Origin of the sequence: Staphylococcus massiliensis CCUG 55927 (genome assembly GCF_000298075.1) — a bacterium.
In the GTDB taxonomy this organism is placed as follows: Bacteria; Bacillota; Bacilli; order Staphylococcales; family Staphylococcaceae; genus Staphylococcus; species Staphylococcus massiliensis.
The window spans coordinates 1,481,092-1,504,046 of record NZ_JH815593.1 but is presented as its reverse complement, the minus strand read 5'-3'; the positions used below and the strand labels follow the sequence as shown (position 1 = coordinate 1,504,046).

At 38.0% G+C, this 22,955-nt stretch carries 21 protein-coding genes and 2 pseudogenes; 11 read left to right on the top strand and 12 right to left on the bottom strand.

Annotated elements, in window-relative coordinates; genetic code table 11:
* The 3 genes and pseudogenes from A33S_RS12370 to A33S_RS0107405 form a co-directional block, all read right to left on the bottom strand.
* A pseudogene (locus A33S_RS12370) lies at positions 1-607 on the bottom strand (DUF1430 domain-containing protein); the annotation flags it as partial.
* A 388-nt stretch (positions 608-995) separates the two neighbouring features.
* The gene (locus A33S_RS0107410; protein WP_009382314.1) at positions 996-1,658 is read right to left on the bottom strand and encodes a hypothetical protein; all 663 of its coding nucleotides are present in this window, start codon (positions 1,656-1,658) and stop codon (positions 996-998) included.
* A 323-nt stretch (positions 1,659-1,981) separates the two neighbouring features.
* Positions 1,982-2,374, bottom strand: coding sequence for a lactococcin 972 family bacteriocin (locus A33S_RS0107405; protein ID WP_017176693.1), 393 nt, complete (start codon positions 2,372-2,374; stop codon positions 1,982-1,984).
* A 300-nt stretch (positions 2,375-2,674) separates the two neighbouring features.
* On the opposite strand from A33S_RS0107405, the gene A33S_RS0107400 reads away from it, so the two are divergent.
* Complete coding sequence (locus A33S_RS0107400; protein WP_017176692.1) at positions 2,675-3,748, top strand: AbrB family transcriptional regulator; 1,074 nt, start codon at positions 2,675-2,677, stop codon at positions 3,746-3,748.
* Positions 3,749-3,908: 160 nt separating this feature from the next.
* A complete protein-coding gene (locus tag A33S_RS0107395; protein WP_009382309.1) occupies positions 3,909-4,667 on the top strand; it encodes an SGNH/GDSL hydrolase family protein in 759 nt (252 codons plus the stop codon).
* A 379-nt stretch (positions 4,668-5,046) separates the two neighbouring features.
* On the opposite strand, the gene A33S_RS0107380 is transcribed toward A33S_RS0107395, so the two are convergent.
* Positions 5,047-5,916: an oxidoreductase gene (locus A33S_RS0107380; RefSeq protein WP_009382307.1), complete on the bottom strand. Its 870-nt coding sequence runs from the start codon at positions 5,914-5,916 to the stop codon at positions 5,047-5,049.
* Positions 5,917-5,993: 77 nt separating this feature from the next.
* Between A33S_RS0107380 and panB the strand changes: the two genes are divergently transcribed.
* Together panB and panC are read left to right on the top strand one after the other, a co-directional pair.
* On the top strand, positions 5,994-6,824 hold the full coding sequence (panB, locus tag A33S_RS0107375; protein ID WP_017176690.1) for a 3-methyl-2-oxobutanoate hydroxymethyltransferase: 831 nt from the start codon (positions 5,994-5,996) through the stop codon (positions 6,822-6,824).
* Positions 6,808-7,650, top strand: a complete 843-nt coding sequence (panC, locus tag A33S_RS0107370) for a pantoate--beta-alanine ligase (protein WP_009382305.1) — start codon at positions 6,808-6,810, stop codon at positions 7,648-7,650. The genes panB and panC overlap by 17 nt, the downstream gene beginning before the upstream one ends.
* Positions 7,651-7,900: 250 nt before the next feature.
* Here panC and A33S_RS0107365 read toward each other — a convergent pair whose 3' ends face one another.
* The 3 genes from A33S_RS0107365 to A33S_RS0107355 all read right to left on the bottom strand — a co-directional run bounded on the left by A33S_RS0107365 (position 7,901) and on the right by A33S_RS0107355 (position 10,840).
* Positions 7,901-8,365 (bottom strand): threonine/serine exporter family protein, encoded by a 465-nt coding sequence (locus A33S_RS0107365; protein ID WP_009382304.1) that lies wholly within the window; start codon positions 8,363-8,365, stop codon positions 7,901-7,903.
* Positions 8,366-8,378: 13 nt separating this feature from the next.
* Positions 8,379-9,140, bottom strand: coding sequence for a threonine/serine exporter family protein (locus tag A33S_RS0107360; protein ID WP_009382303.1), 762 nt, complete (start codon positions 9,138-9,140; stop codon positions 8,379-8,381).
* Positions 9,141-9,571: 431 nt separating this feature from the next.
* Positions 9,572-10,840 (bottom strand): purple acid phosphatase family protein, encoded by a 1,269-nt coding sequence (locus tag A33S_RS0107355; RefSeq protein ID WP_017176689.1) that lies wholly within the window; start codon positions 10,838-10,840, stop codon positions 9,572-9,574.
* A 212-nt stretch (positions 10,841-11,052) separates the two neighbouring features.
* On the opposite strand from A33S_RS0107355, the gene A33S_RS0107350 reads away from it, so the two are divergent.
* On the top strand, positions 11,053-11,385 hold the full coding sequence (locus tag A33S_RS0107350) for an antibiotic biosynthesis monooxygenase (protein WP_009382300.1): 333 nt from the start codon (positions 11,053-11,055) through the stop codon (positions 11,383-11,385).
* Between the two features lie 68 nt (positions 11,386-11,453).
* Here A33S_RS0107350 and A33S_RS12235 read toward each other — a convergent pair whose 3' ends face one another.
* Entirely contained in the window at positions 11,454-11,630 is a 177-nt protein-coding gene (locus A33S_RS12235) for a hypothetical protein (protein ID WP_017176688.1), read from the bottom strand.
* Positions 11,631-11,913: 283 nt separating this feature from the next.
* On the opposite strand from A33S_RS12235, the gene A33S_RS0107340 reads away from it, so the two are divergent.
* Both A33S_RS0107340 and A33S_RS0107335 read left to right on the top strand, forming a co-directional pair.
* Positions 11,914-12,540 (top strand): metallophosphoesterase, encoded by a 627-nt coding sequence (locus A33S_RS0107340; protein WP_009382299.1) that lies wholly within the window; start codon positions 11,914-11,916, stop codon positions 12,538-12,540.
* Positions 12,541-12,839: 299 nt separating this feature from the next.
* Complete coding sequence (locus tag A33S_RS0107335; RefSeq protein ID WP_009382298.1) at positions 12,840-13,040, top strand: cold-shock protein; 201 nt, start codon at positions 12,840-12,842, stop codon at positions 13,038-13,040.
* A gap of 486 nt (positions 13,041-13,526) precedes the next feature.
* Here the strand turns inward: A33S_RS0107335 and A33S_RS0107330 are convergent, their stop codons facing one another.
* Complete coding sequence (locus A33S_RS0107330; RefSeq protein ID WP_009382297.1) at positions 13,527-13,946, bottom strand: DUF2871 domain-containing protein; 420 nt, start codon at positions 13,944-13,946, stop codon at positions 13,527-13,529.
* A 203-nt stretch (positions 13,947-14,149) separates the two neighbouring features.
* Here A33S_RS0107330 and A33S_RS0107325 point away from each other — a divergent pair, with 203 nt between their 5' ends.
* The 3 genes from A33S_RS0107325 to lip all read left to right on the top strand — a co-directional run bounded on the left by A33S_RS0107325 (position 14,150) and on the right by lip (position 19,289).
* Positions 14,150-15,793, top strand: coding sequence for an alpha-keto acid decarboxylase family protein (locus A33S_RS0107325; RefSeq protein WP_009382296.1), 1,644 nt, complete (start codon positions 14,150-14,152; stop codon positions 15,791-15,793).
* Positions 15,794-15,950: 157 nt separating this feature from the next.
* Positions 15,951-17,438, top strand: coding sequence for an aldehyde dehydrogenase family protein (locus tag A33S_RS0107320; RefSeq protein WP_009382295.1), 1,488 nt, complete (start codon positions 15,951-15,953; stop codon positions 17,436-17,438).
* A 417-nt stretch (positions 17,439-17,855) separates the two neighbouring features.
* Positions 17,856-19,289: a YSIRK-targeted triacylglycerol lipase gene (gene lip, locus A33S_RS11710; RefSeq protein ID WP_009382294.1), complete on the top strand. Its 1,434-nt coding sequence runs from the start codon at positions 17,856-17,858 to the stop codon at positions 19,287-19,289.
* Between the two features lie 492 nt (positions 19,290-19,781).
* On the opposite strand, the pseudogene A33S_RS0107310 reads toward lip, so the two are convergent.
* The 3 genes and pseudogenes from A33S_RS0107310 to A33S_RS0107300 all read right to left on the bottom strand — a co-directional run bounded on the left by A33S_RS0107310 (position 19,782) and on the right by A33S_RS0107300 (position 21,808).
* Positions 19,782-20,729: pseudogene (locus A33S_RS0107310) on the bottom strand (DUF1002 domain-containing protein).
* A 167-nt stretch (positions 20,730-20,896) separates the two neighbouring features.
* Entirely contained in the window at positions 20,897-21,532 is a 636-nt protein-coding gene (locus A33S_RS0107305; RefSeq protein WP_009382292.1) for an SdpI family protein, read from the bottom strand.
* Between the two features lie 21 nt (positions 21,533-21,553).
* On the bottom strand, positions 21,554-21,808 hold the full coding sequence (locus A33S_RS0107300) for an autorepressor SdpR family transcription factor (RefSeq protein ID WP_009382291.1): 255 nt from the start codon (positions 21,806-21,808) through the stop codon (positions 21,554-21,556).
* A gap of 271 nt (positions 21,809-22,079) precedes the next feature.
* Here A33S_RS0107300 and A33S_RS0107295 point away from each other — a divergent pair, with 271 nt between their 5' ends.
* On the top strand, positions 22,080-22,952 hold the full coding sequence (locus tag A33S_RS0107295) for a nuclease-related domain-containing protein (protein WP_009382290.1): 873 nt from the start codon (positions 22,080-22,082) through the stop codon (positions 22,950-22,952).
* Positions 22,953-22,955 lie beyond the last annotated feature (3 nt).

The window sequence follows — 22,955 nt, the reverse complement described above, 5'->3', positions numbered from 1 at the left end:
TTTTAATATCGTCTTTTAAATCAAATTGATTTAACAATGGACTAAGACTGTTAAAAGGATTGTGTCTATGACTTTCGAAAAAGTAGCTCTCTGTAATGTAATGTTGGTAATTACGTATATGCGTATTCCATGTTTCTACAATGGCTATTGGAGCTTTAATTTTATTATCATTTCCGCCAATGTCCTTGTTATAAGTAGGGTATTGTGAGCTGTTTTTCACATAGATTATATTGATTCGCACAGGTGTTTGATCTTTTTTATAATTGTCTTTTAAAGTACGCTTAAATTTAAAATCATCTTTAAAGTTATGAATAATGGTCTTTTCATACTTTTTAAATTTAGAAGGAACTAAGAGATTACGTGTTTTAGAATCATACTTCAATAGGTTTAGAACATCTAGACCATCCTGAGCTATAATATGGTGACGTTTTAAATAATTACGGTCGACGGTGATTGTTTTACCATCTGGCTCTATATCTCTATTCTCAATTTCATTCATCGCATATAGCGGGTCGTTTTCATTTTCACCTGTAAAATTCTCCGTATCAATTAAGAAACCTGGATTATCTTCACTCTTGAAAAGGTCCTCAAGCTTACGATCGCGCATCATTTCTAAATCCTTATCATATGTAACACCATTGTCCTGTACATTAGGTTGATATGTATTTCTGGTGTTGCGCCAACTGTCAAAAGTATCACTTTTAGTTGCTATCTCATGACGATGTGCCATAACAGCATGTACAGATGTAGTGAAAAATATGGCCATCACAATAGTTAAAAGTATATAACTATAAATCACTAAATGGACATTCATTTTGAAATGATTGGTATAAGAGTTTCTATTAAATATAATCAAATTGAAAATAATAATAAGGTAAAAAGAACATAGAGTGACAAATATTGTCGCCATCACGATTAGAAATATGTATATGAAATGTGTATCTTTATAAATGATGAAATAAGCTAAAATCGTGATAATGATTGATAATAAAACATTATATAATAAGCGTGGTTTTTAAATCTCTAAAAGTGTATTTAAGTAAGTCTTTAATTGAATAACCAAGGTCCGATAAAGTTTTGAAATGCGCTTTATTTCTTTGTAAGTAATGACATAAAACAATAACTAAAAGTAAAGTTAACAAACCTAAAAGCGATAATGTATATTGATCTAAAGTTAAATATGAAAGTAAATGTTCACTGTCTTCATTGATTGTGTCACCGACATTTTGATTGATAAGCGCTAAAACTTGTTTCTTATCATTTGTGGTGCCATTTATAAAGTATGTACCGACTGGTGAGAAATGTTGTGTTGATTTCAAATCTTGAACTTCAATATGTAATGTACGATCAAATAGGTGAATATTGTGATTCTGATCTCGTAATTTTAACAATCGTGATTCGTTAGTGTTCAACAATATACGATGATTATTAAGATAAGTTACTTTGGTTAATCCAACGTTATGCTTTTTTGTAACCTCGTTAAAATATATTGTGGCATGTTGGGTATGCTTCAGTTCACGTCCAGGATTGTTGTATACGAACTTATCGTGGTCTTTCATAATTAAGTTGTAAAGGGATGTCTCTTTAGCAATATTGGTGACGACTAAACTCACCATTAAAGTTAGAGAAATAAGTAAAAAAGTGATGATTTTCTTCATAAATGAATACCTTTCATTGAAGGGGCTGGGACATATTACTACAATTCTCTCTAACAGCATGCTTTCCTGGGGCATGGCCGGATCCTGTAGTCTTCTAAAGTCCAACTCGTATTTTTAATACGGTAGTTGGACTTACAAAGAAGCTCAGGCTTCTTTGATCATAATAAAGAGCCCCGGCTTGCATAGCTTGTTAATTTGCTACGCAAATTTCTTTGCCGGGGCCCCGCCCTCTGAGTCAGCTGTTTTGAGAATTGTATGAAATAAAGCTTAAATGCTCTATTTCACGATTTTTGTCCCAGCCCCTTACTTAGTTATAAGTTAATTTAAGTATGGTCATAAAAAGCTTTATTACCGTGTTTTGTTTTTTTAAGTACTGCGCTAGACCATACTCCGATTGCTTTCCAACCACCACTTCTTGTATCACCTTTACCATTGATTACTGAAGCGTGACCTTTATGAGTGTAGTGTTTATATTTAGATTTAACATTTTTGCTTGTAGTTCCGCGAACCCAATAACCGCCTGATTTTTTACCTTGCTGAATTGATTGTATAGACGCCTTATCATCATATGTATTAGAAGATTTTAAACCGTGATAATGATTTACGTTCTCAGATCCACCGTTTAATTTAGATGAATCAGCGTTAGCGTGACCCATTAAGCCTAAGCTGGTTACACCAAGAGTAACAACAGATGCTAAAATAAATTGTTTTTTCATAAAGCTACAACTCCTATAAAATATTTAGTAAATAAAACATTTACCAAATAAAAATTACCATCGTTAAAATTTAAAATCAATATCATTCACAAAACTTAAATAAAATAATATATAAAACTTTTATGAAAAGATAATGCTATCTAAGTAATCTAATGTAGCAACACCAATCCTCATCTTTTATTCCCTCTAAATTATTTCTAATTTTCAATTAAATTACATATTTTTAAATTAAATCTTTATATTAAATTAACCTTTAGATGTTATGCTAGCCTCTCATTAGTCTTTTTAGAGGAGGGAAGTATGTCTATAAAAAGCAACGCGCTTAAACAATATTTAAACATCATGATTGTTATCATATTATCTCTTTTAATAGGAGGCATTCTAAACGGGCTTCATATCATGCTTCCATGGATGTTCGGGCCTATCATCGCCAGCATCATTTGCATTAAAATCTTTAAACTCGATCTCAGCAAATGGCCTAACTGGCTCAGTAACTTAGGGCTCATTATTTTAGGGCTCGAAATTGGCACGACTTTTACCAAAAGGGTTCTAAAAGACATCCAAAACGATTTAATCCTCATCATACTCGTTTCACTTTTAATTATATTATCAGCTTTCATCATCGCAATAGGCTTCAAACGAATCGGCAAAGTGAATTTTGAAACGGCGATTTTAAGCGTCGTACCTGGTGGCATCAGTCAAATGCTTATGATGGCTGAGGAGAATAAACGTGCGGATATTTTAGTCGTCGGACTTACTCAAACATCTCGTATGTTATTCGTCGTCGTCCTAGTACCGCTATTGTCCTTTTTCTTCAAGGAACCAAGTGGCGAGGCATCCAGTCAACCAGACATCAAACCGCTTACAGAAGTCATCAACCTACCTCAACTTATCATTATAGGCATTGGTATCGCGATCACGTACTACATCATGAAGAAGATCAAATTCCCAACGCGCTATCTACTTGCGCCAATTGTCGTGATGATGGTTTGGAACCTCATTACAGATATCAATTTCACCGTCGATAATTGGTTAATGGCGCTTGCACAAATCTTCTACATGGTGCGTATAGGTAAACAAATTTCAGAATTACTCAATCAACTTCATGGGCGCATCGCCATCGCAATTGCTTTTCAAAATATTACACTCATTCTCGTGTCGGTGGTGCTCGTATTTATCATCAACATCTTCAGCGAACATGGTATCAACCAACTCTTCTTAAGTGCGGCACCAGGTGGCATGACACAAATCGTGATTATCGCAATCGCAACACATGCCGACGTCGCAATGATTTCAAGTTACCACATCTTTAGAATCTTCTTTATCTTATTTATAATCGCACCTTTAATTCATTTATTCGTTAAGAAGGAATAATTTTTAAATCATTTCATGATTATTTATCATTTTGAAAAGCCCTCAAACGCACGTTTTCACAATGTTTAACATCTTTGTTATCTAGGAATTAATTTGATAATATTGAATGTGTTAATAAACATTTTAATGATAAAAGTGCATTCATCAGGGGGAGAGATTTGTGACAGTCTCAAAGAGGATTGGCCAAAACGTGAAGCTTGTTAAACAAGCGGTTGTTCTTTTAAAAAATACGAATCGTATTCGAAAAGGGAATCGATACAAGTTCAGACCGAACAAGAAATTTAGACGTGAAACAGCTTTATCTCACAAGGAGATTGCCTTCTTAGGATCTTCAGTAACCTACGGGGCAGTATCGCGCGGACAGTCATTTGTAGAGTATTTAAGGGAAGAGTACGGCGTGAATACGCATAAGTCCGCGAAGTCTGGGACGACGCTCTCAGGTAACGTTGCGAGTCGATACGGTAAAAGTTATGTGATGCGACTTCGAGATGACTTCAAAGACGTGAAGCATCTTGATGCCTTCGTGTGTCAGTTATCAACGAATGACGGTCGATTTGATAGACATTTAGGGGAAATTATCGAATCGAAACACATTCAAGACTTCGACGTTGAAACGACGATCGGGGCGATTGAGTATATTATCGCGTATATTTATAACAGATGGGATTGTAAGCTCATCTTTTGTACATGCTTACGACAAAGCGACCCTTACTATGAATATTTAATCGAGACGCTTTACCGTCTAAGTGATAAGTGGGGCTTCGACATTATCGATATCAAGCATCATAAACGTGCGAATAAAATGGCGAAGAAAGACAAAACGATGATGGCTGATGATGCGCATCCTACGTTTAAAGGGTATCGCTATATTTACACGCCAATTTTTGTGAAATATCTTTTAAAATACTTTGATCAATAGGGATGGTGGATGTGATGTCAAAGTGGTTTAGGGTGTTAATCATCACTTTAATCATATTAATGATCCCAGCACTACTTGTCCAAAGTTTTGTGCCGGGATCACTTTTAACAATTATAATGGGTATTAAAATCGTGATGTTTGTACTCATCGCGATCCTACTTTTCTATTACATTATGCCTAAAAACGTCTGACATCACGACTTCATTCGAACATATATGAATGAACCAACCGCTAGTAAAATGATTAGTACGAAAATGATTAGCGAAATCGTAACTTTTATAGATTCGTTCGGGTTTAGAAGTAAATTAACAAAATTTATTATAGTTAAAACTAACAATATGTTTATAACGCTCTTATATAGTGTTTCATTATCCAAGATTTATACCTCCAAGTAACGTTTTTCAGTATCTTTCAAATCATGATAAACCTTATTGAGCGTCGGTGTCGAAACTTCGTTAATATGAGCGACGCGACGCACGTAACCATGTATGACCTCTAGCTCTAGAGGTCTTTTATTTATGATGTCATAGTACATGCTTGTGCCCATTTCATCTGGGTACCCCTCGTAAATCCGCATGATTTTAGTCATGATAGTGTCTTCAAAGTCGATTCCTTGCGCCACTGCAACATTGAATCCTTCTTGAATCAAAGCTTTCGTCATGTGATATGCTTCCTTGTTCTTAAGCACGGAAGCGGGTTCCGCGTAGTACGCCGTAACAGAGTTAATGCCAATATTAACGAGTAGCTTATACCACTGTTTACGCGCTACATCATCACTTAAATGAACGTTAAGCGCACTGTGTTGCAACGTGGCTTTTAAATGGGAAGTGGTCTTCGTGTTCTGAACATGAATATCGTAATCCCTATAGTGCGTGATGTGATCACCTGATTTCTGACCACTAATATAAATCACGGCATGGTACGCGTTGTACGAGCTGAGATGCTTAAGCTGCCCCATACCATTCTGGCACAGAACGACGCACGTATCCTGATGACAGAGCCGTGGCAAATCGTCGAGCACGCTTTGAAGTTGCGGCGCCTTAACAGCGATAAATATAACATCAACGTGTTCCGTAGCTTGATTCAATGCCTTCACACGTAGCCTCGTTTCTTCCCCACTTGAAAAGTCCTCTAAGATCACGTTCTTGTCTTCGCGACCATAAAGCGTCAAGTCTAGCCCTGAATCTTGTATTGCTTTCGCAATCGTTGTACCCACTGCACCAGGTCCAATCACTGCAAACGTTTTCATATGAGATAATCACCTTTCAGTGTTAAAATGATAATTAAATTATAAATTAATTACGAATATAAAGATAGGGGATTCAATTGAAGTTTCTAAAAGATTTTTATCGATTTAAAAATGATTTCGAAAAAATATCAATGTTAACGGCGTACGATTATCCGAGTGCGAAACAAGCAGAAGCAGCAGGTATTGATATTGTGCTAGTAGGGGATTCGCTTGGCATGACGGTTTTAGGGTATGACGACACAGTCTCTGTAACTTTAGACGACATGATACATCATGGTAAAGCAGTGAGACGTGGCGCGCCAGATACATTTATGGTTGTAGACATGCCATTTGGCGCAGTAGCGCGAGATACAAACGTAGCTATCGAACGTGCGGTCAAACTGTATCAAGCGACACATGCTAATGCGCTTAAAGTTGAAGGTGCGCACACAAGTGACTTTATCAAAGGGTGTCAGGAAATCGGCATACCAATTGTCGGTCACTTAGGTTTGACGCCGCAAAGTGTAGGACTTACAGGTTTTAAAGTTCAAGGTCAGTCTGAGGCGACAAGACGTAAATTAATTGATGAGGCGAAGCGCATGGAAGATGATGGTGCAGTTATGTTAGTGCTTGAAGCGGTACCTCAAGATGTTGCGGCTTTTATAACCGAGCAATTGCGTATTCCTGTGATTGGGATTGGCGCTGGGCCGGATACGGATGGACAAGTGTTGGTGTATCACGATGTCTTAAATTATGGTGTTGATTTCAAGCCGAAGTTCGTGAAACGCTATGGTGACTTTTCAAACGGCGTCGAGGCACTGCGTCAGTATCACGAAGACGTGAAGCATAAAGCATTTCCAGAGCCTCAGCATTCATTTAAGGCGCGTATGGAAGAAGGGGAGCGTGAACGTTATGACAACATGTATTAAATCAGTTAAGGAGATGCAAGCGTTAATGCTTGAAAAGCGTAGCCAAGGTCTTACGATTGGTTTCACACCAACAATGGGTGCGCTTCACGATGGTCATTTAACAATGATGCGTATGGCACATAAGGAAAATGACCTCAGTGTCGCAAGCGTGTTCGTGAATCCATTACAATTTGGGCCGAATGAGGATTTCGAGTCATATCCGAGAGATATTGAAGCGGATTTAGAACAAGCAGCCTCTGCAGGTGTGGACTATGTCTTTTATCCATCTGTTTCAGACATGTATCCAAGCGAACGCGAAATGCTAATTTCGATTAAATCGATGTCATCTGTGTTAGAGGGACGTCTGAGACCCGGGCATTTCGAAGGGGTGGTCACGGTCGTCAATAAATTATTTAATATCGTGAACCCTACGCGAGCGTATTTCGGTAAGAAAGATGCCCAGCAATTAGCTATCGTTGAAAAGATGGTTCAGGAGTTCAATCATCCTGTCGAGATTCGCGGCGTGGATATTATTCGTGAGTCAGATGGTCTAGCGAAGAGCTCGCGTAACGTCTATTTGACGGCAGAAGAACGACAGGAAGCGCCACATCTCCATCAATCGTTATTAAAAGCGAAGGCTGAGATTGAAGCGGGTGAAACGCGTGCGGACGTAATTATTGACTACATTACGACGTATTTAGAAGAACATGTTTCAGGCGATGTTGTTGAAGTTGAGATTTATCGTTATCCCGAGCTTGAGAAGGTTGAGCACATTGAGGATCGTGTATTTATCTCGCTAGCTGTTAAGTTTAGTAAAGCTCGTTTAATCGACAATATCATTATCTAACCCATGAAAAAAGCACTTTAATTTCCTTAATAGCATGCTTTCCTGGGGCGTGAGTCTGGAGCCTGTAGTCTCCAGACTCACGCTACTCCCCTAGGAGTCCGCTATTAGGAAATTAAAGCATTGGTATTTTTTAAACGAAGTATTAACGTATGATTAAGAGTTAAATACCTTTAAAACTTGCTACAATCTAATATATTTTGAATTAAAAAAGCCCGTAAGTGCGGTTGAACACTTACGGGCGTTATTTGTATTAGTAAGACTCTGGGCGGTCTTCACGATTAAGTAATAAGTTAAAGCGAAGTACACGTGCAATCGTGTTCGCGATAATTAAGCCTAATGCGATAGCGCCAGCAATTAACATACCATGAATAAATGTATTAATCGCTTGTGCGAAATCAAGTGAGAATAGCTTCTCAGTGGCTTTTGACAAAATGGCACCTGGAACGAGCGGAATGATGCCTGTAACTAAGAAGTTGATAACCGGTGTTTTGTAAAAGCGTACGAGAATTTGACTGATAATGCCTAAAGTCAGGCCAGCTACGAATTTAGCGTACATTGGATCCCAGTGGAAATAAGTGTCTAGAATATATGACACAAGGAAACCACAACATCCTGCTAAGCCAGCCGGTATGGCAAGTCTTTTTGGCGCATTGAAAATGAAAATAAATGATAATGACGCGATGAAACTTAAGACAATGACAATTAGGATTGACATGAGTTTCCCTCCTTTAATTTAAGAATAATGGGATCGCAATGCCTGAACCGATTGCGAAACTGATAACGAGTGCTTGAAGTGCTTTTGCTGTAAACATAATCATATGACTACCAAGCAAGTCTTGAATAGCTGTTGTGATTAAGACACCCGGCACAATCGGCATGATACCTGCGATAAGCACCGGCATGATATCGGTTCCTGGCGTCAGTTTATGACCAAGGTACGTGATGATACCGACTGCAGCTGCACCTAAAAAGTCCGGAATGAATAGAATTAAGAAATGTTTCTTAATACTCTCAGTAACAATGAAACCGATTGTACCAGCGACGACAGCTGTGATAACGTCAGCCCATGTACCGCCTTGTAAGAATAAGAAGCAGAATGAGATGACTGCCGCAAAGAAGATTGCCGTCGAGAACTTATAAGGAATGTTATTCTTCTCTATACGTTTAAGTTCTCTGTGGGCTTCCTCGAGCGATAATGTATGGTGACAAATTTTACGCGAAATCGCATTAACTTGGTGAATCTTCGTAAGATCGGTACCGTTAGCGTCGATTCTTAGGATACGTGAGTCGCGACCGTGTTCAAGTGAGAAGTTAATCATGTTACTCACGACGTAGCCTTGACTTTGGTGATAGCCCATCGCGCGAGATATGTAGAACATCGTTTCCTCAACACGCGTCGTCTCAGCTCCTGAATCAAGTAAGATTCGACTTGCCTTCAAGATGACATCTATCACAAGCTCAGGATCTGGATGTCGTTTGTGTTGTTGCATATGCGCCCTCCTTTTAAAAAAGACCACTCAACCGTGGTCTGAAATTTATAAGCGTGTACGTGTTACCAGTATTTGACATACAATCCGATAATACAATATCACTTAAAATGTTTTTAAAACATAAGAAATGGAAATTGTCTTAAATTTGATACATTTATGGGGTTTAGGGAATAGGGACAGTTGAGGTTCGGTAGCTAGTCGGTTGCAGGTCGTCCGTTTGGTGAGCGTTTTAAGGACTGATGTGGTACGTCTGGCGTTTGAAACTTGATGGCGAAAACCTAATCAAGTCTCAAGGCTGTTGAAACTTGATGGCGAGAACCTAATCAAGTTTCAACCAACCGGGCCCACCCGACATTACCCTATCCCTTACCGCCAGCCCACTTCCAATAAAGAAACGGAACGCCACCAAGCGTTCCGCTCCTTATTTAACATTATTTTTGAATAGTAACTTCATCCATTGGTTCACCTAAAGGTTGGTCGCCTTCAGGAACAAAGTATGACTTCACTTTTAAAGCTTGATCGTCGATGTCAACGCGCGTGAACGACGGCTTCTCGCTTTGATCGCGCTTAGCTAAGTAATCGTGATTGTCGACTAAATCATAGAACTTACTGCCGCTCGCAGAATTCATCGTGATGTAAATCGGTCCTTCAGGATCTTGATAATTCGACGGTGCGTCACCGTTTTCATCCCACTTCACATCAGGGTTAGTACCATTCATCACGTGGCTACGCGCATACGAATGATCATGGCCGTTCAGTACTAAATCCATGCCATATTTATTCATCATCGGTGCTAAATGTTGGCGGCGGTCTTTCGTCGCTAGCGTGTTCGAATGCTTTCCTGCTGAGAATGGACCGCGATGATAAACGGCAACTTTCCATTTAATATCTTGGTCTTTGGTTGCTTCAAGTGCTTTCTGAATCGTTGCTTCATGTTCGCGATAATTTGTGCTTTCAACATTTAAATTAATGAAAAGTGTATGATTTTGCACAAAGAAATAATTTGAACCTGCAGGTGTTTGACCATGTTCAAGTTTATTCGGCACTTTGAAATGCTCAGAATACGTACGGTTTAAAGCATCATGGTTACCAACAGTTGGTGCAAGCGCATATTTTTCCATGTCCTTTTGCTCAATGAAACCAGCATAAGCATCCTCGTCGTCCGGCCAATTCACCTGGTCGCCAAGACTCAGTAGAAAGTTCGGCGAGTCATTTAATTTAGGCATTTGGCTCAACGTATGTTGCCATCCTTGAATGTCAGAACCAAGGTCTCCAGAGGCACCGAGCTGCGGGTCAGCCACTGCAATGAAACTCGTATTCCCATCATCATGCGTTTCAAAGTGACGGACCTCCGACTTCTCACCGTTCTCGCCATTATAATAACGATACATGTACGTCGTGTTCTGCTTAAGGTCAGGCATCGTCACCTGCGTATAATTCGGACCAGCGTTGCTGCCTTGGTGGGTTTCACCTTTAATCGTCTTCCCTTGTGAAAAGTCCTTTGCGTCATTCGACTCTGCTATTTGAATATAACCTTGTGCATCACTTTGATGGTACCAAGTAAAATTGCGTTCGCTTTTGTCTTTACCTACTGTAAGTTGCGGATACTGATGATCATTGGCTTTTGCGAAAGGGGTTATGATTGTAAGAACAAGACCAAGCATCATGAGTACCGCTAAACTTAATCTCACTTTCTTCATAAACGTCGCTCCTCTATGTAGATTATCAAGTCATTTAAACGTTGACTAAGGTTAACGTAGCACATAAAAGTTGAGGGCGTATTAATTTCTAATGATTTATGTTTAAAAATCTAAAAGATATTTAGTGTAATAGTCGCAAAAATAATTGATAACAATTCTCAATTATCGTATATTTAAAGTGTAATATAAAATGACACCGAGGTGAGACATCTATGTATATGGCGGAGAATCGCTTACAATTAGACAAAGGCAGTGCGGATGGTATTATTAAACGCTTTGAAAAGCGACAAGGCATAGAAACAGTTGAAGGATTTAAAGGAATGTTTGTGACGAAAACGTTAGAACTCGATTCGCATGATGAAGTTAAGATTTTAACGATTTGGGAATGCGAAGCTTGCTTTAAAAATTGGCTTAAGTCAGATGTTTTTAAAGCGGCACATAAAAATGTGAGACATCAGAGTGAGGATAGTAAGAGTCCGATTATTAAAAACAGCGTGCACGGTTATGAAATCGGTTATCATTATATGAAGGAATCCTTGACATAAAAAAGGGGTTAAAGGTGTGAATCTTAGTAAAGAAATATACCTTTAACCCGATTTTTATTTATATGCAGTTATTTCTTTTCATTGTAAATGACAGTTACCACGTAATAAACGCTACCATCGAAAGCTGAACTGTTTGTTTGGATTTCGATTGGTTCTACGTGATCTTGTGCAGTAAAGGCATTAACCTCTTCGTCTAGTAAATTTGGACTACGAGAAATGTCGCCTTTGAATGATTCAATAAACATGTAATTGTAACCCCCTTGGATTTAAGTAAGAAATCTAAATGCTCTTACCTTATACATATAACCGATTTTACTTACTTTATGCTTAAATATTTTTGACAATTATCAAAATTCTGAGTGTTTAAGCGCTTACAGTTAACTGCTTTTTGATTCTAATCTTAATAAAAATTAAATATTTATTCTATTCAATTGGAAAATTTAATGTGATAAAATAACTTTAATTAATTTGCTTTTAAAAAAAGAAAGTGATTATAAGCATCAAGATGGATTAGGAAGGTTGACTGTCATGAAGCAACGCGTTTTAGTATCTTCAGATATTCATGGATATGGTGAGAAATTGTTAACGCTGTTAGAAGAGGCGAAGTATAACCCGAAGAAAGATAAGCTCGTGCTCGTTGGTGACTATGTGAACAATGGTAAGGATTCGTTTGGGACTTTGAAAATTGTGAAGCGTTTAAAGAAAAAGGGTGCCGTGGCACTACTTGGTAACCACGAAATTAAGTGGATGAAATCTAAAGATAAAAAGAAGGCGGCTTGGCACACGTTCTTATGTTCGTTGCCAACAATGGAGAAAATTGGGCCGTACTTGTTTGTGCATGCGGGTATTAATAAGGATAAATCTTTGAAAAAACAGTCGCCGCTTGAGGTGACAGGTTATAAGAAAAAGAATATTGATACATATTATAAAGGTTCGCTATTTATGATTCACGGCCATGTTCCTACGTATCATTACGGGTGTGATAAAGGGGACGTTCATGTGACGAAGCATTCCCTTGCTTTAGATACAGGCGCTGGGAAAGGTCATTATTTATCGTTGGTGGATTTGACGAATAAGAAACAGTATACCGTACCTGTGTCGAAGAAGAACAAAGTTAAAGCGACTTCAATTCAAATTCCGACGCCAGCAAAGTAAAATAAATTGATTTCGAGTTCGAGCATTTTTCAAGTCGATTGGTGCTCACCTGAAACAGTGTTGTGACGCTATTTTAAATAGAAGAAAGTAGGAATTTTGTGTGCGGTTAGGCCCCTCCTTTTAAAAGAAAAGTACGTGAATTTGTAAATAAATGTATACATTTATCAATTTAGGGTGTATAGTTGAAATCAGTAATAAAAGCTCATGTTTTTAATCGTAGTGTATTTTTAGAATATCCTCTTTTTTATATTATGAATTTATTACAAATATTCGTGCAAAAGCACATGGAGGTATTCTATATGAATAACGGTACAGTAAAATGGTTTAACGCAGACAAAGGTTTTGGCTTCATCGAAAAAGATAATGGTGGCGACATCTTCGTTCACTTCTCAGGTATTGCCGGTGAAGGTTACAAAACTCTAGAAGAAGGTCAAGCCGTGGCATTCGAAATTACAGAAGGCCAACGCGGTGACCAAGCTACTAATGTAGTCGCTAACTAAATCAACAATACGTCATTATTTATATAAATTATAGTGAAGCGGGTTTCTGACCTTGCTTCACTTTTTTATTTTTGAAAATGGGGGATGGTTGAAGGTACGGGTTGTTTTAGAGGTAGGGGTGCGAGTTGAAACTTGATGAGTAAACCGCCATCAAGTCTCAGGGTGTCTGAAACGTGATGAGTAAACCGTAATCAAGTCTCAGGGCGTTTCAAACTTGATGAGTAAACCGTCATCAAGTCTCAAGATCTCGAAACTTCAAAAGCTTTATCGAAATCGTTAAACCCCAATTTATAATGCAATAAAAAAGAGTCATTTATAGCTCACTTTAAAACAATGTAATCGGCCAAGAAAAATTGTAGAGGTGACTATAAGTGACTCAATAGAAATATTAACTTAAAACCAGAAGAATTTCTAATAAAACCACTGTTTCAAACAAAAAACCTTATGTGACTTTAACATCACATAAGGCTCGAATCCTCATTAGTTTTATTGTTTATCATGTTTTAATGATTTAAATAGGCTTACGAAGAAGAAGATAAATGCAAGTGATAAGAAGATGTGTCCTAAACCGGAAATACCTGCGATTGCTGGACTTGCTTCTAATCCTTTCATTGTCATAATGCCGTTAACAAATTGCATTGCTACTGTTACAAGTAAGCCTAAATGATAAATCCAGAAGAATGCTTTTGTAGCACCTTTACTATGCTTAGATAACTTGAAGACCTTTTCAAGTAGTAAAAAGATTAAGAACATCACGGTACCAAGTACAAGTAAGTGAACGTGTGTAACGTTTAATTGTGAATAACCTTCGAAGTTTTCACCTTTTGAGAATTCTCTATAAAATAATCCTGCTAGTAAGCCTAGGACAGTATAAAATGCTGAACTAAATGCGAATTTCTTTAACATAAATCATACCTCCGTTTTCTTTTTCTATACTCGTACTATATCCACTCTTTGTGAACTCAATGTGAACTATAGGCAGATTTCATGCATTTCTCAATATGTTTCTTTAACCTTGAATTAGGGAAAATGCTTATAAAAGTGATTTTTTAATGATTATGATTTAAATACATTTTAAAGCTTAAAAATCTATAAAAGGAGTGTATACATTGAAAAGACGTGTCGGACAATATTTAATGGATTGCTTAAGTGAAATGGATGTAGAGAAGATCTTTGGTGTTCCAGGTGACTTCAATCTTGCATTCTTAGACGATATTATTAGCCACGACAAAGTAGAATGGGTTGGCAACACAAATGAACTTAACGGTAGTTACGCAGCTGACGGTTATGCACGAATGAAAGGTTTAAGTGCACTTGTAACGACTTTTGGTGTAGGTGAACTCAGTGCGGTGAACGGTATCGCAGGTTCATATGCAGAACGCGTGCCAGTTATCGCAATCACAGGTGCGCCTACAACTGCTTCTGAACAAGCTGGAAACTATGTACACCATTCACTAGGTGAAGGTATCTTTGATAGTTATCGTAAAATGTTCAAAGAAATTACGACAGATCAAGGCTATATCACAACTGACAATGCGACAACTGAAATTCCGCGTTTAATCAATGCGGCGCTCGCTGAGAAACGTCCTGTTCATCTTCATTTACCAATTGATGTTGCGTTATCAGAAATTGAAGTTGAAGAAACGTTCAAACCACAACTACCAGAAGCACAAGATGTTTCTAAATATATCGATATGGTAAAAGCCAAGTTAGAAAACGCTTCTAAACCGGTTATCTTAACTGGTCATGAGATTAACAGCTTTGATCTTCATGATGAATTACTCAAATTCGCTGAAGAGAAACAAATTCCTGTTGCGCAATTATCTCTAGGTAAAGGGGCTTTTAATGAAGAAAGCGACTACTACATTGGTATGTATGATGGTAGTGTTGCAGAACCTAACCTAAGAGAGTACGTTGACAACAGTGATGCAATTCTTAACATCGGTGCAAAATTAACAGACTCTGCAACTGCAGGTTTCTCTTATGAATTCGAATTTGATGAAGTGATTATGTTAAATCACCACGATTTCAAATGCGGTGATGAGAAAGTAACAGACATTCGTTTACCTGATATCTTAAGAGGCTTAAACGATATGGATTACAAGAATGACAATGACTTCCCAGAATTCGAACCTACAATTGAAGGTGAAGCGCCATTAAACGACGAACCATTAACGCAAGAAAACTATTTCAGAATGTTAAAAGACTTCGTCGGTCAAGATGACGTTATCCTTGCAGACCAAGGTACATCATTCTTTGGTGCGTATAGCTTACGCTTAACTAAAGATAATACGTTCATTGGTCAACCATTATGGGGTTCTATCGGTTACACACTTCCAGCAACATTAGGTTCTCAAATTGCTGACGAAGGTCGCCGTAACTTACTTCTAATTGGTGATGGTTCACTTCAATTAACAGTTCAAGATATTTCAACAATGATTAAAGAAGGAATCAAACCAGTGCTGTTCGTTATTAACAATGACGGTTACACAGTTGAACGTAAGATTCATGGTGAAACAGCACCTTACAACGATATTCCAATGTGGGATTACAAGAAACTTCCAGAAGTGTTTGGTGCTAAAGACCAAGTTAAAGTTCATGATGTTGAGTCAACAAACGACTTAAAACGCATGTTCGAAGCAATTAATGCGAAAGGCGATTATATGCATTTAGCTGAAATCAAGATGGCGAAACAAGATGCACCTGAGAAACTTGAAAAGATTAGTAAGGCATTCGCCGCGCTTAACGACTAAAGCACAACTTTTGATGGAAGCGTGTTGTCGATTTAGAATAGAATTGAAAGAGAGATTGCGGACGCTTTAGGATCTCTCTTTTCGAAAAGGAAAATAAGTATACAAATATTAAAGATAGATAACGCTTGAAATACAAATTAATGGAGGTTGGAACGATATGGCAGTAAATGTTAAAGATTATATCCAAGAAAGCTATGGCATGTTTATCAACGGTGAATTTGTACCAAGTAAGTCTAACGAAACACTAGAAGTTACAAGTCCAGCAACAAGCGAAGTTATTACTAAAATTGCACGTGCTGGTAAAGAGGATGTAGACGAAGCGGTTAAAGCTGCACGCGCTGCATTCCCTGAATGGAGTAAGAAACCTAAAACTGAACGTGTTCAAATGTTACAAGAAATCTCTCAAAAAATCCTTGAAAATAAAGATAAATTAGCAATGGCTGAAACAATCAATACTGGTAAAGCTTTACGCGAATCTTCAATGATTGATATTCCATTCGCAGCTAGACACTATAACTATTTCGCAAGTGTATTAGACACTGACGAAGGTTCAGTAAATGACATGGATGAACACACAATGAGTATCATCCGTCATGAACCAATTGGTGTAGTTGGTGCAGTAGTAGCATGGAACTTCCCAATGTTATTAGCTGCTTGGAAATTAGGTCCAGCTTTAGCAGCAGGTAACACTGTTGTTATCCAACCATCTTCATCAACACCAGTAAGTTTATTAGAACTTGCTAAAATCTTCCAAGAAGTATTACCAAAAGGTGTTGTAAACGTTGTAACTGGTAAAGGTTCTGAATCAGGTGACGCGATCTTCAATCACGAAGACGTGGATAAATTATCATTCACTGGTTCTACTGACGTTGGTTACGGTGTAGCTGAAGCAGGTGCGAAACGTATCGTACCAGCAACATTAGAACTTGGTGGTAAGAGTGCCAACATCATTTTAGATGATGCAAACATGGACGTTGCAATTGAAGGTATTCAATTAGGTATCTTATTCAACCAAGGTGAAGTTTGCAGTGCTGGTTCACGCTTATTATTACACGAAGATGTATATGATGACGTTATGTCTCGCTTAAAAGAAGCGTTTGAAAACATCAAAGTTGGTGACCCAACTGACATGGAAACGACTATGGGTAGTCAAACTGGTAAAGCTCAAATTGATAAAATCCAAAGCTACATTGACTATGCTAAAGAATCAGGTGCAAACATCGTAATTGGTGGTAACCGCATCACTGACAATGGCTTAGATAAAGGTCATTTCTTCGAACCAACAATTATCGAAGTAGACAGCAACGACAACAAACTTGCTCAAGAAGAAATCTTCGGTCCTGTATTAACAGTTATTAAAATTAAAGATGATGAAGAAGCAATCAAAATTGCGAACGACTCTGAATACGGCTTAGCTGGCGGTGTATTCTCAACAGATATCAACCGTGCGTTAAACATTGCTAAGAACGTAAGAACAGGCCGTGTATGGATTAACACTTACAACCAAGTACCTGAAGGCGCTCCATTCGGCGGTTACAAGAAATCAGGTATCGGCCGTGAAACTTACAAAGACGCTATCAAGAACTATCAACAAGTTAAAAACATTTATATCGATACAAGCAACACAACAAAAGGTTTATTCTAAGTTAACCACTAGCGCTTAGTTAATAGATATGCTACCAACAAAGTATTGGCTTTGTTGGTAGTTTTTTTATGGGGAGATTTAAGGAATTGTATCAATGGTCTAGTCTGTTTTTAAAGTGGTTATGTAAAGAGATGAGATATGTTCGCATTTTTAACTTGTTTAAACACGCTAATCCAAACAGTTTAGAATGCCTAAATGTTATCACTAAGTAAGTTATCACAACAGTCGTGCATTATTTACTATAATATACGCAATATATCACTCTAAGTTAACAATCGTTGCTAATATTAAATTATTTAATGGATAAATAATTTAAAGTAATCAAACTAAAGTTTATTATTTTAATAATGAATAATAAACGTATCGTAATTGTCGGATTAGCAACTGGCTATTATATGTAGATTGGAGATTAGAGTGATGAAAATTAAAAGTACTTTTCAAAAGAAATGGTTAAAAAAATGTTTATTTGGCGCATCTGCAACTGTTTTATCATCGAGCTTATTTTTATCATCGACGGTCGACACACATGCAGCGGAACAAGATGGAGCTCAGAGTTCATCATCTGAAACGGTGACTCAAGACGGCATCGCAACGGACTTTGTGCCGTTAAAACCGAGTGACAAGCCCGGTCAACTTCCAATGCAAGATATTGAAGATAATGCCGAGAAACCGATTGAATCAACTGGCGGCAATATTGGCCTTGAGCGTAAGTTTAAGAACAAAGATCCATTCATATTCGTGCATGGCTTTTCAGGATTTGTGGGCGATAACGCACCAATGAATATGAATTATTGGGGCGGCAACAAGTATAAGCTTGCGCATGATTTAGGTCATGAAGGTTATGAAGTGCACGAGGCGAGTATCAGTGCATTTGGTAGTAACCACGACCGCGCTGTTGAGCTGTATTACTACATTAAAGGTGGTCGCGTGGATTATGGTGCGGCGCATGCTAAGAAGTATGGTCACGCGCGATTTGGTAAAACGTATAAAGGCGTGTACCCGAACTGGAAACCTGGTCAGAAAGTGCATCTTGTAGGACATAGTATGGGTGGCCAAACGATTCGTCTCCTTGAAGAGTATCTGCGTCACGGTAGTCCTGAGGAGCGTGCCTTCCATGAAAAGACGGGTAAACCAATTAGCCCTTTATTTGAAGGTAACCATGACAAAATGGTTAAATCAATTACAACGATTGCGACGCCTCACGACGGCACCGTTGTTTCAGATGAAGTAGGTAATAAAGACTTTATTAAGCATTTATTATATGAAATGGCGAAATTCGAAGGCCATCGTAACTCTAAGTTAGACTTCGGACTTAAGCAATGGGGTCTTGAACAACGTGAAGGTGAGAACTACATTCAATATTCTAAACGTGCGGACAAGAGTCCGATTTGGAAGACGAATGATACAGCGCTTTATGATTTAACACGCGAGGGTGCTGAGAAGTTGAATCAGAAGACGACACTTAACCCTAACATTTACTATCGTACATTTAATGGTTTAGCGACGCATGAAGGTCCGCTTGGTAATCATCGTGTGGATCCGAGTGTGAACATTGGTCACCGTCTGACTGGTAATATTATCGGTAGATATCAAGATAAAGCTTGGCGCCCAAGTGATGGCTTAGTGTCTGTAATTTCAGCGCTACATCCGAGCGACGAAGCGTTTAAAAATGTGGAAGCGCCTGATGCACCGATAAAAGGTATTTGGCAAGTGACGCCTAGTATGCAAGGCTTTGATCATACAGACTTCACAGGTCAAGATGCTTTAGATAAAGACCGTTCGAATGAAGAATTGAAAGATTTCTATGAAGGAATCGTTCACAACTTAATGCAAACAGAGAAAGAATCATAATATAAGAAATCCCCTTAACACATGATGATTACATTCTTTAATTAGTGATTTAGCGAAGCTTACGACAAATGTATGGGCTACACATTGAATTCTGAAGCTAATGATCGTGCTAAATCGTTTTGAATGAATGTTACATGTTATTAAGGGGATTTTATTTTTTTTTATATTTTTGGAAAAGGACTTTTAAAAATTTAAAAATCACCTAGAATAGTATGCTTTCCTGTAAAGCCCAACTCGTATTTTCAATACGTTAGTTGGACTTACAAAGTAGCAATGCTACTTTGTACCACGCTTAAGCCCCGGCTTCCTTAGCTTGATAATTTGCTTACGCATAAAGCTCAACCCGAATTTCCAATTCGTTGGTTGAACTTACAAAGAAGCATGAGCTTCTTTGTTCTTTAATATATGCCGGGGCCCACCCCTAGGAGTCCGCTATTCTAGGTGGTTCATTTCAAATCAATTTTTCAGTATAAAAGGGTTTATGTTCTTTAATTACTTAAAGAATGACGTAATAAAGTTCCAAATGCTATTGAAGAAGTTCACGATAGCATCCCAGATTTGTTGTAATAAATTACGATTTTCTTATGAATCTAGTGACTTGGCTTTTTCTAAGAGGTCACCAGATGATTTCTTAATTTGTTCAGTTAAATCCTTGGCTTGCTGTTCGAAGGCTTTAGGATCTTCAGTAATCGCTTTCGAATTTGCGACATTATTCATAATGTTGATGATCTGATTGATTTGATTGTCGCTCAGAATGTTGATCAGGCCATTGTTCTCAAGGTGTGTGTTCACGATATTTGTAATCGTTGTATTCGACACGTTCTGATTCTTCTGAACTTCTTGCGCGATTTCACGTTTCATATCGGCAACGGCATGGTTTAAGGCTTCGTCAGAATAACCGTTTTGACCTTGGTTTTGTTGACTGATATTCGATAATTGATTTAATTCAGATTGAGAATTTTGAATATCGTTCATATCAAGCGTGTGGCCTTCAGCTTCGTATGCCTTGTAGATACCTGAAAGAGCACCTTCACCAGTTACTTGGTCGACGCTCGCGATTTTAATGTCGGCGTTTTGAATACCGGCTGTGATTGCAGCGTTTGTATATTGTGCTTTCGTCACTTTCGTAATATTCTCAGGCGTCGTGATTTCTACAGATATGCCTTTTCGAAAAGATTTCGGATGAATCGTCACGCTTGAGTGAATATAAGCTAAGTTTTGGTTACCCGTGTATTTCGCGACATCCGACGTCGTTACATTGTAAGTTTTCGTATTATCTTTAACGTTTAATTTCGATTTCGTTTCGTTCAGTTGTGACTGATTTAAGTCAGCACCGTGCACGAAAATATCTTCCTTCAACTCTTCTGCCGACGCAACGCCAGCCGTTGGTACAAGCAACATTGCAGCTACTAAACCACTTGTCATCCATTTTTTATACATACGATTCTCTCCATTCTGTCATTTCAAATTGTTGTATACAATTATATGAATGAGTATTAATTGATTATCTGAATCATACCTTATTTTATAAAATTTACATCATCCTAAAGACGCATTTATAATTAAGCGCTTGGACGTAGGGGAGAATGGGCGCATGCGTGGATGCGTTATGACGAGTGTGACAATTTGTACGAATATAACATTGGCGCAGCGACTAGAATTAGAATTAGTACGATTGATGAAATACCTACTATTGCGGCAGGTAAGAACGCGGAAATGACGAATAAGACACCGATGATGATATATAGTCGTGAGCTAAAGCGCTGTGTTTTCTTCCATACGCGTTCATTTTTAAGAGTCCATTTGTTACGAATACCCATAATTTTGTTTTGAGGAATCTTTTGAAGCAGGTTGCCAATGATGATTAATAGACAGCCTACAAGGAGTAGGGCAAATAATTTTACTGAAATATTGAAACCGAGTGCGTTGAAGATTACTACAATTGAAATAATGAATGCGATAATTGGACCGAGCGCATGGAAAAAGTTATTTAGACTTGTGAAGTTCTCATGCGAATTTTTACGTGTTTCTGAATGACCTTTCGTCGCAGCAATCAAATACGTTAAAAGTGCTAGTCCTAGGAAAAATAATGGCGCTAGAAATTTGTGAGCTTTCCAATTAACTTGATCATCGCTTGTATATTGCATTGGCACATCAGTTGGTAGAAATGGTAAAGCAATTAACCAAGCTACTAATGTTAACACAATGAAAACAATACCGATTTTTGAATGTTTAAGTTTCATGTTAATTTCCTTCTTTCTTACTTAATTGTTGAATTTGCTTACCCAAGTGATCAGTTCCTCAAAAACTGACAAGTTCAAGTGGTAGTAAATATACTTACCTTTTCGTTCTGCATAGATGAGGTCGTTAAATTTAAGAATTTTTAGATGCTGGGAGACACTTGCCGTACTCATGTCAAAGTGCTCTGCAATTTCACTTACGGTTAACTTTTGTTCTTTTAAAAGTTCAAGTATACCTCGCCTTGTTGGGTCGGATAATGCTTTGAAAATATCGCGCATTTTTCACCATTCCTATCTCGTTAATTAAGTGTTTAGTCATGAGGTTTATAGATACTTAAATTATTAAAGGGTTTTGTGTTTAGTAAGAGAACAATTAATCATTTAAGTATTTACTTAAATGTTAAAATGAAATTCGAGAATTGTCAAATTTTATTTTTCTGTAAGGGTAGTGATGCAGTATTTGAGAAAGTGTCATATTACAACTATTGGGCTTTTCAAATGGGAGCGGTGGTGCTATAGTAAGCTTAATTAAAGTAAAGGAGCTGACGCCATGGCGCCATTTCACTCGAGTCAGTATTGGCTGTCTTTAGAGGGGCGAGTTGACGATTTCGAGATCGAAAGTAAGATTGCTAAGGTTAAGGCGGGTCTTGAGGGTGAAGCCATTTTCCAGAAGCAATTACCCGTGCATCCTCGTATACCGTACCTACAGAATTTTTACTTCAATCCATATCATCCGCTAGAAATCGACTTCCTCATCATCAACCGCAACCAACTTTTACTATTTGAAATCAAGCATTTTATTGGTGATTACACCTTTGAAGGCGGGGACTTACGGTCGTCCAGTGATTTTAGAATCCCGAACCCGCTGTCTCAATTAACCAAGCAATCGAACGCGTTGCGACAACTTCTGCAACAAGAGAGCCTCAATTTACCAATGTCCGCACACCTTGTCTTCACGAACCCGAACTTCACTTTGACCGGTTCTATACCGAACCGCGATCATATTTTACTTCCAACCGAACTTCACAAGATTCCTTCCCTTTTCAAAAGGCCCATCACGAAAGACTTTCAAACACGTGATTTATTACAGTCGCATAGTCTGGGGCATTATCCACTTTCGCAAAAGCCCATTAAGTATACAGGAGTTAAACCAGGAATTAAATGCCCGGGCTGTAAGAAAGTCGGGCACATTTACGTCGGCCGTCGTAAGAAATACGTCGACTGCACGTTCTGTCATTCGCGACTTCGCCGGGCAGACCTGTATTTGTATAACATAAATGAACTTTACTATTTAAAAGGCGAACCCTTTACGGCTAAAGAAGCACAGAGCTGGTTAGGAGAAGGAGATGATACTACTATCAGAGTATTATTAAAGAAAAACTATAAATTTCATAAGAGCCGCAATACTTTATATAGTCTCTAGATT

Excerpts from the sequence above, each read along its gene's own strand:
- A33S_RS0107330 (WP_009382297.1), bottom strand. The coding sequence starts at position 13,946 with ATGTTAAAGAAATTCGCATTTAGTTCAGCATTTTATACTGTCCTAGGC.
- A33S_RS0107335 (WP_009382298.1), top strand. The coding sequence starts at position 12,840 with ATGAATAACGGTACAGTAAAATGGTTTAACGCAGACAAAGGTTTTGGC.
- A33S_RS0107365 (WP_009382304.1), bottom strand. The coding sequence starts at position 8,365 with ATGTCAATCCTAATTGTCATTGTCTTAAGTTTCATCGCGTCATTATCA.
- panC (WP_009382305.1), top strand. The coding sequence starts at position 6,808 with ATGACAACATGTATTAAATCAGTTAAGGAGATGCAAGCGTTAATGCTT.
- A33S_RS12235 (WP_017176688.1), bottom strand. The coding sequence starts at position 11,630 with ATGTTTATTGAATCATTCAAAGGCGACATTTCTCGTAGTCCAAATTTA.
- A33S_RS0107355 (WP_017176689.1), bottom strand. The coding sequence starts at position 10,840 with ATGAAGAAAGTGAGATTAAGTTTAGCGGTACTCATGATGCTTGGTCTT.
- A33S_RS0107320 (WP_009382295.1), top strand. The coding sequence starts at position 15,951 with ATGGCAGTAAATGTTAAAGATTATATCCAAGAAAGCTATGGCATGTTT.
- A33S_RS0107405 (WP_017176693.1), bottom strand. The coding sequence starts at position 2,374 with ATGAAAAAACAATTTATTTTAGCATCTGTTGTTACTCTTGGTGTAACC.
- A33S_RS0107400 (WP_017176692.1), top strand. The coding sequence starts at position 2,675 with ATGTCTATAAAAAGCAACGCGCTTAAACAATATTTAAACATCATGATT.
- A33S_RS0107305 (WP_009382292.1), bottom strand. The coding sequence starts at position 21,532 with ATGAAACTTAAACATTCAAAAATCGGTATTGTTTTCATTGTGTTAACA.
- A33S_RS0107360 (WP_009382303.1), bottom strand. The coding sequence starts at position 9,140 with ATGCAACAACACAAACGACATCCAGATCCTGAGCTTGTGATAGATGTC.
- lip (WP_009382294.1), top strand. The coding sequence starts at position 17,856 with ATGAAAATTAAAAGTACTTTTCAAAAGAAATGGTTAAAAAAATGTTTA.
- A33S_RS0107380 (WP_009382307.1), bottom strand. The coding sequence starts at position 5,916 with ATGAAAACGTTTGCAGTGATTGGACCTGGTGCAGTGGGTACAACGATT.
- A33S_RS0107300 (WP_009382291.1), bottom strand. The coding sequence starts at position 21,808 with ATGCGCGATATTTTCAAAGCATTATCCGACCCAACAAGGCGAGGTATA.
- A33S_RS0107350 (WP_009382300.1), top strand. The coding sequence starts at position 11,053 with ATGTATATGGCGGAGAATCGCTTACAATTAGACAAAGGCAGTGCGGAT.
- A33S_RS0107340 (WP_009382299.1), top strand. The coding sequence starts at position 11,914 with ATGAAGCAACGCGTTTTAGTATCTTCAGATATTCATGGATATGGTGAG.
- A33S_RS0107410 (WP_009382314.1), bottom strand. The coding sequence starts at position 1,658 with ATGAAGAAAATCATCACTTTTTTACTTATTTCTCTAACTTTAATGGTG.
- A33S_RS0107295 (WP_009382290.1), top strand. The coding sequence starts at position 22,080 with ATGGCGCCATTTCACTCGAGTCAGTATTGGCTGTCTTTAGAGGGGCGA.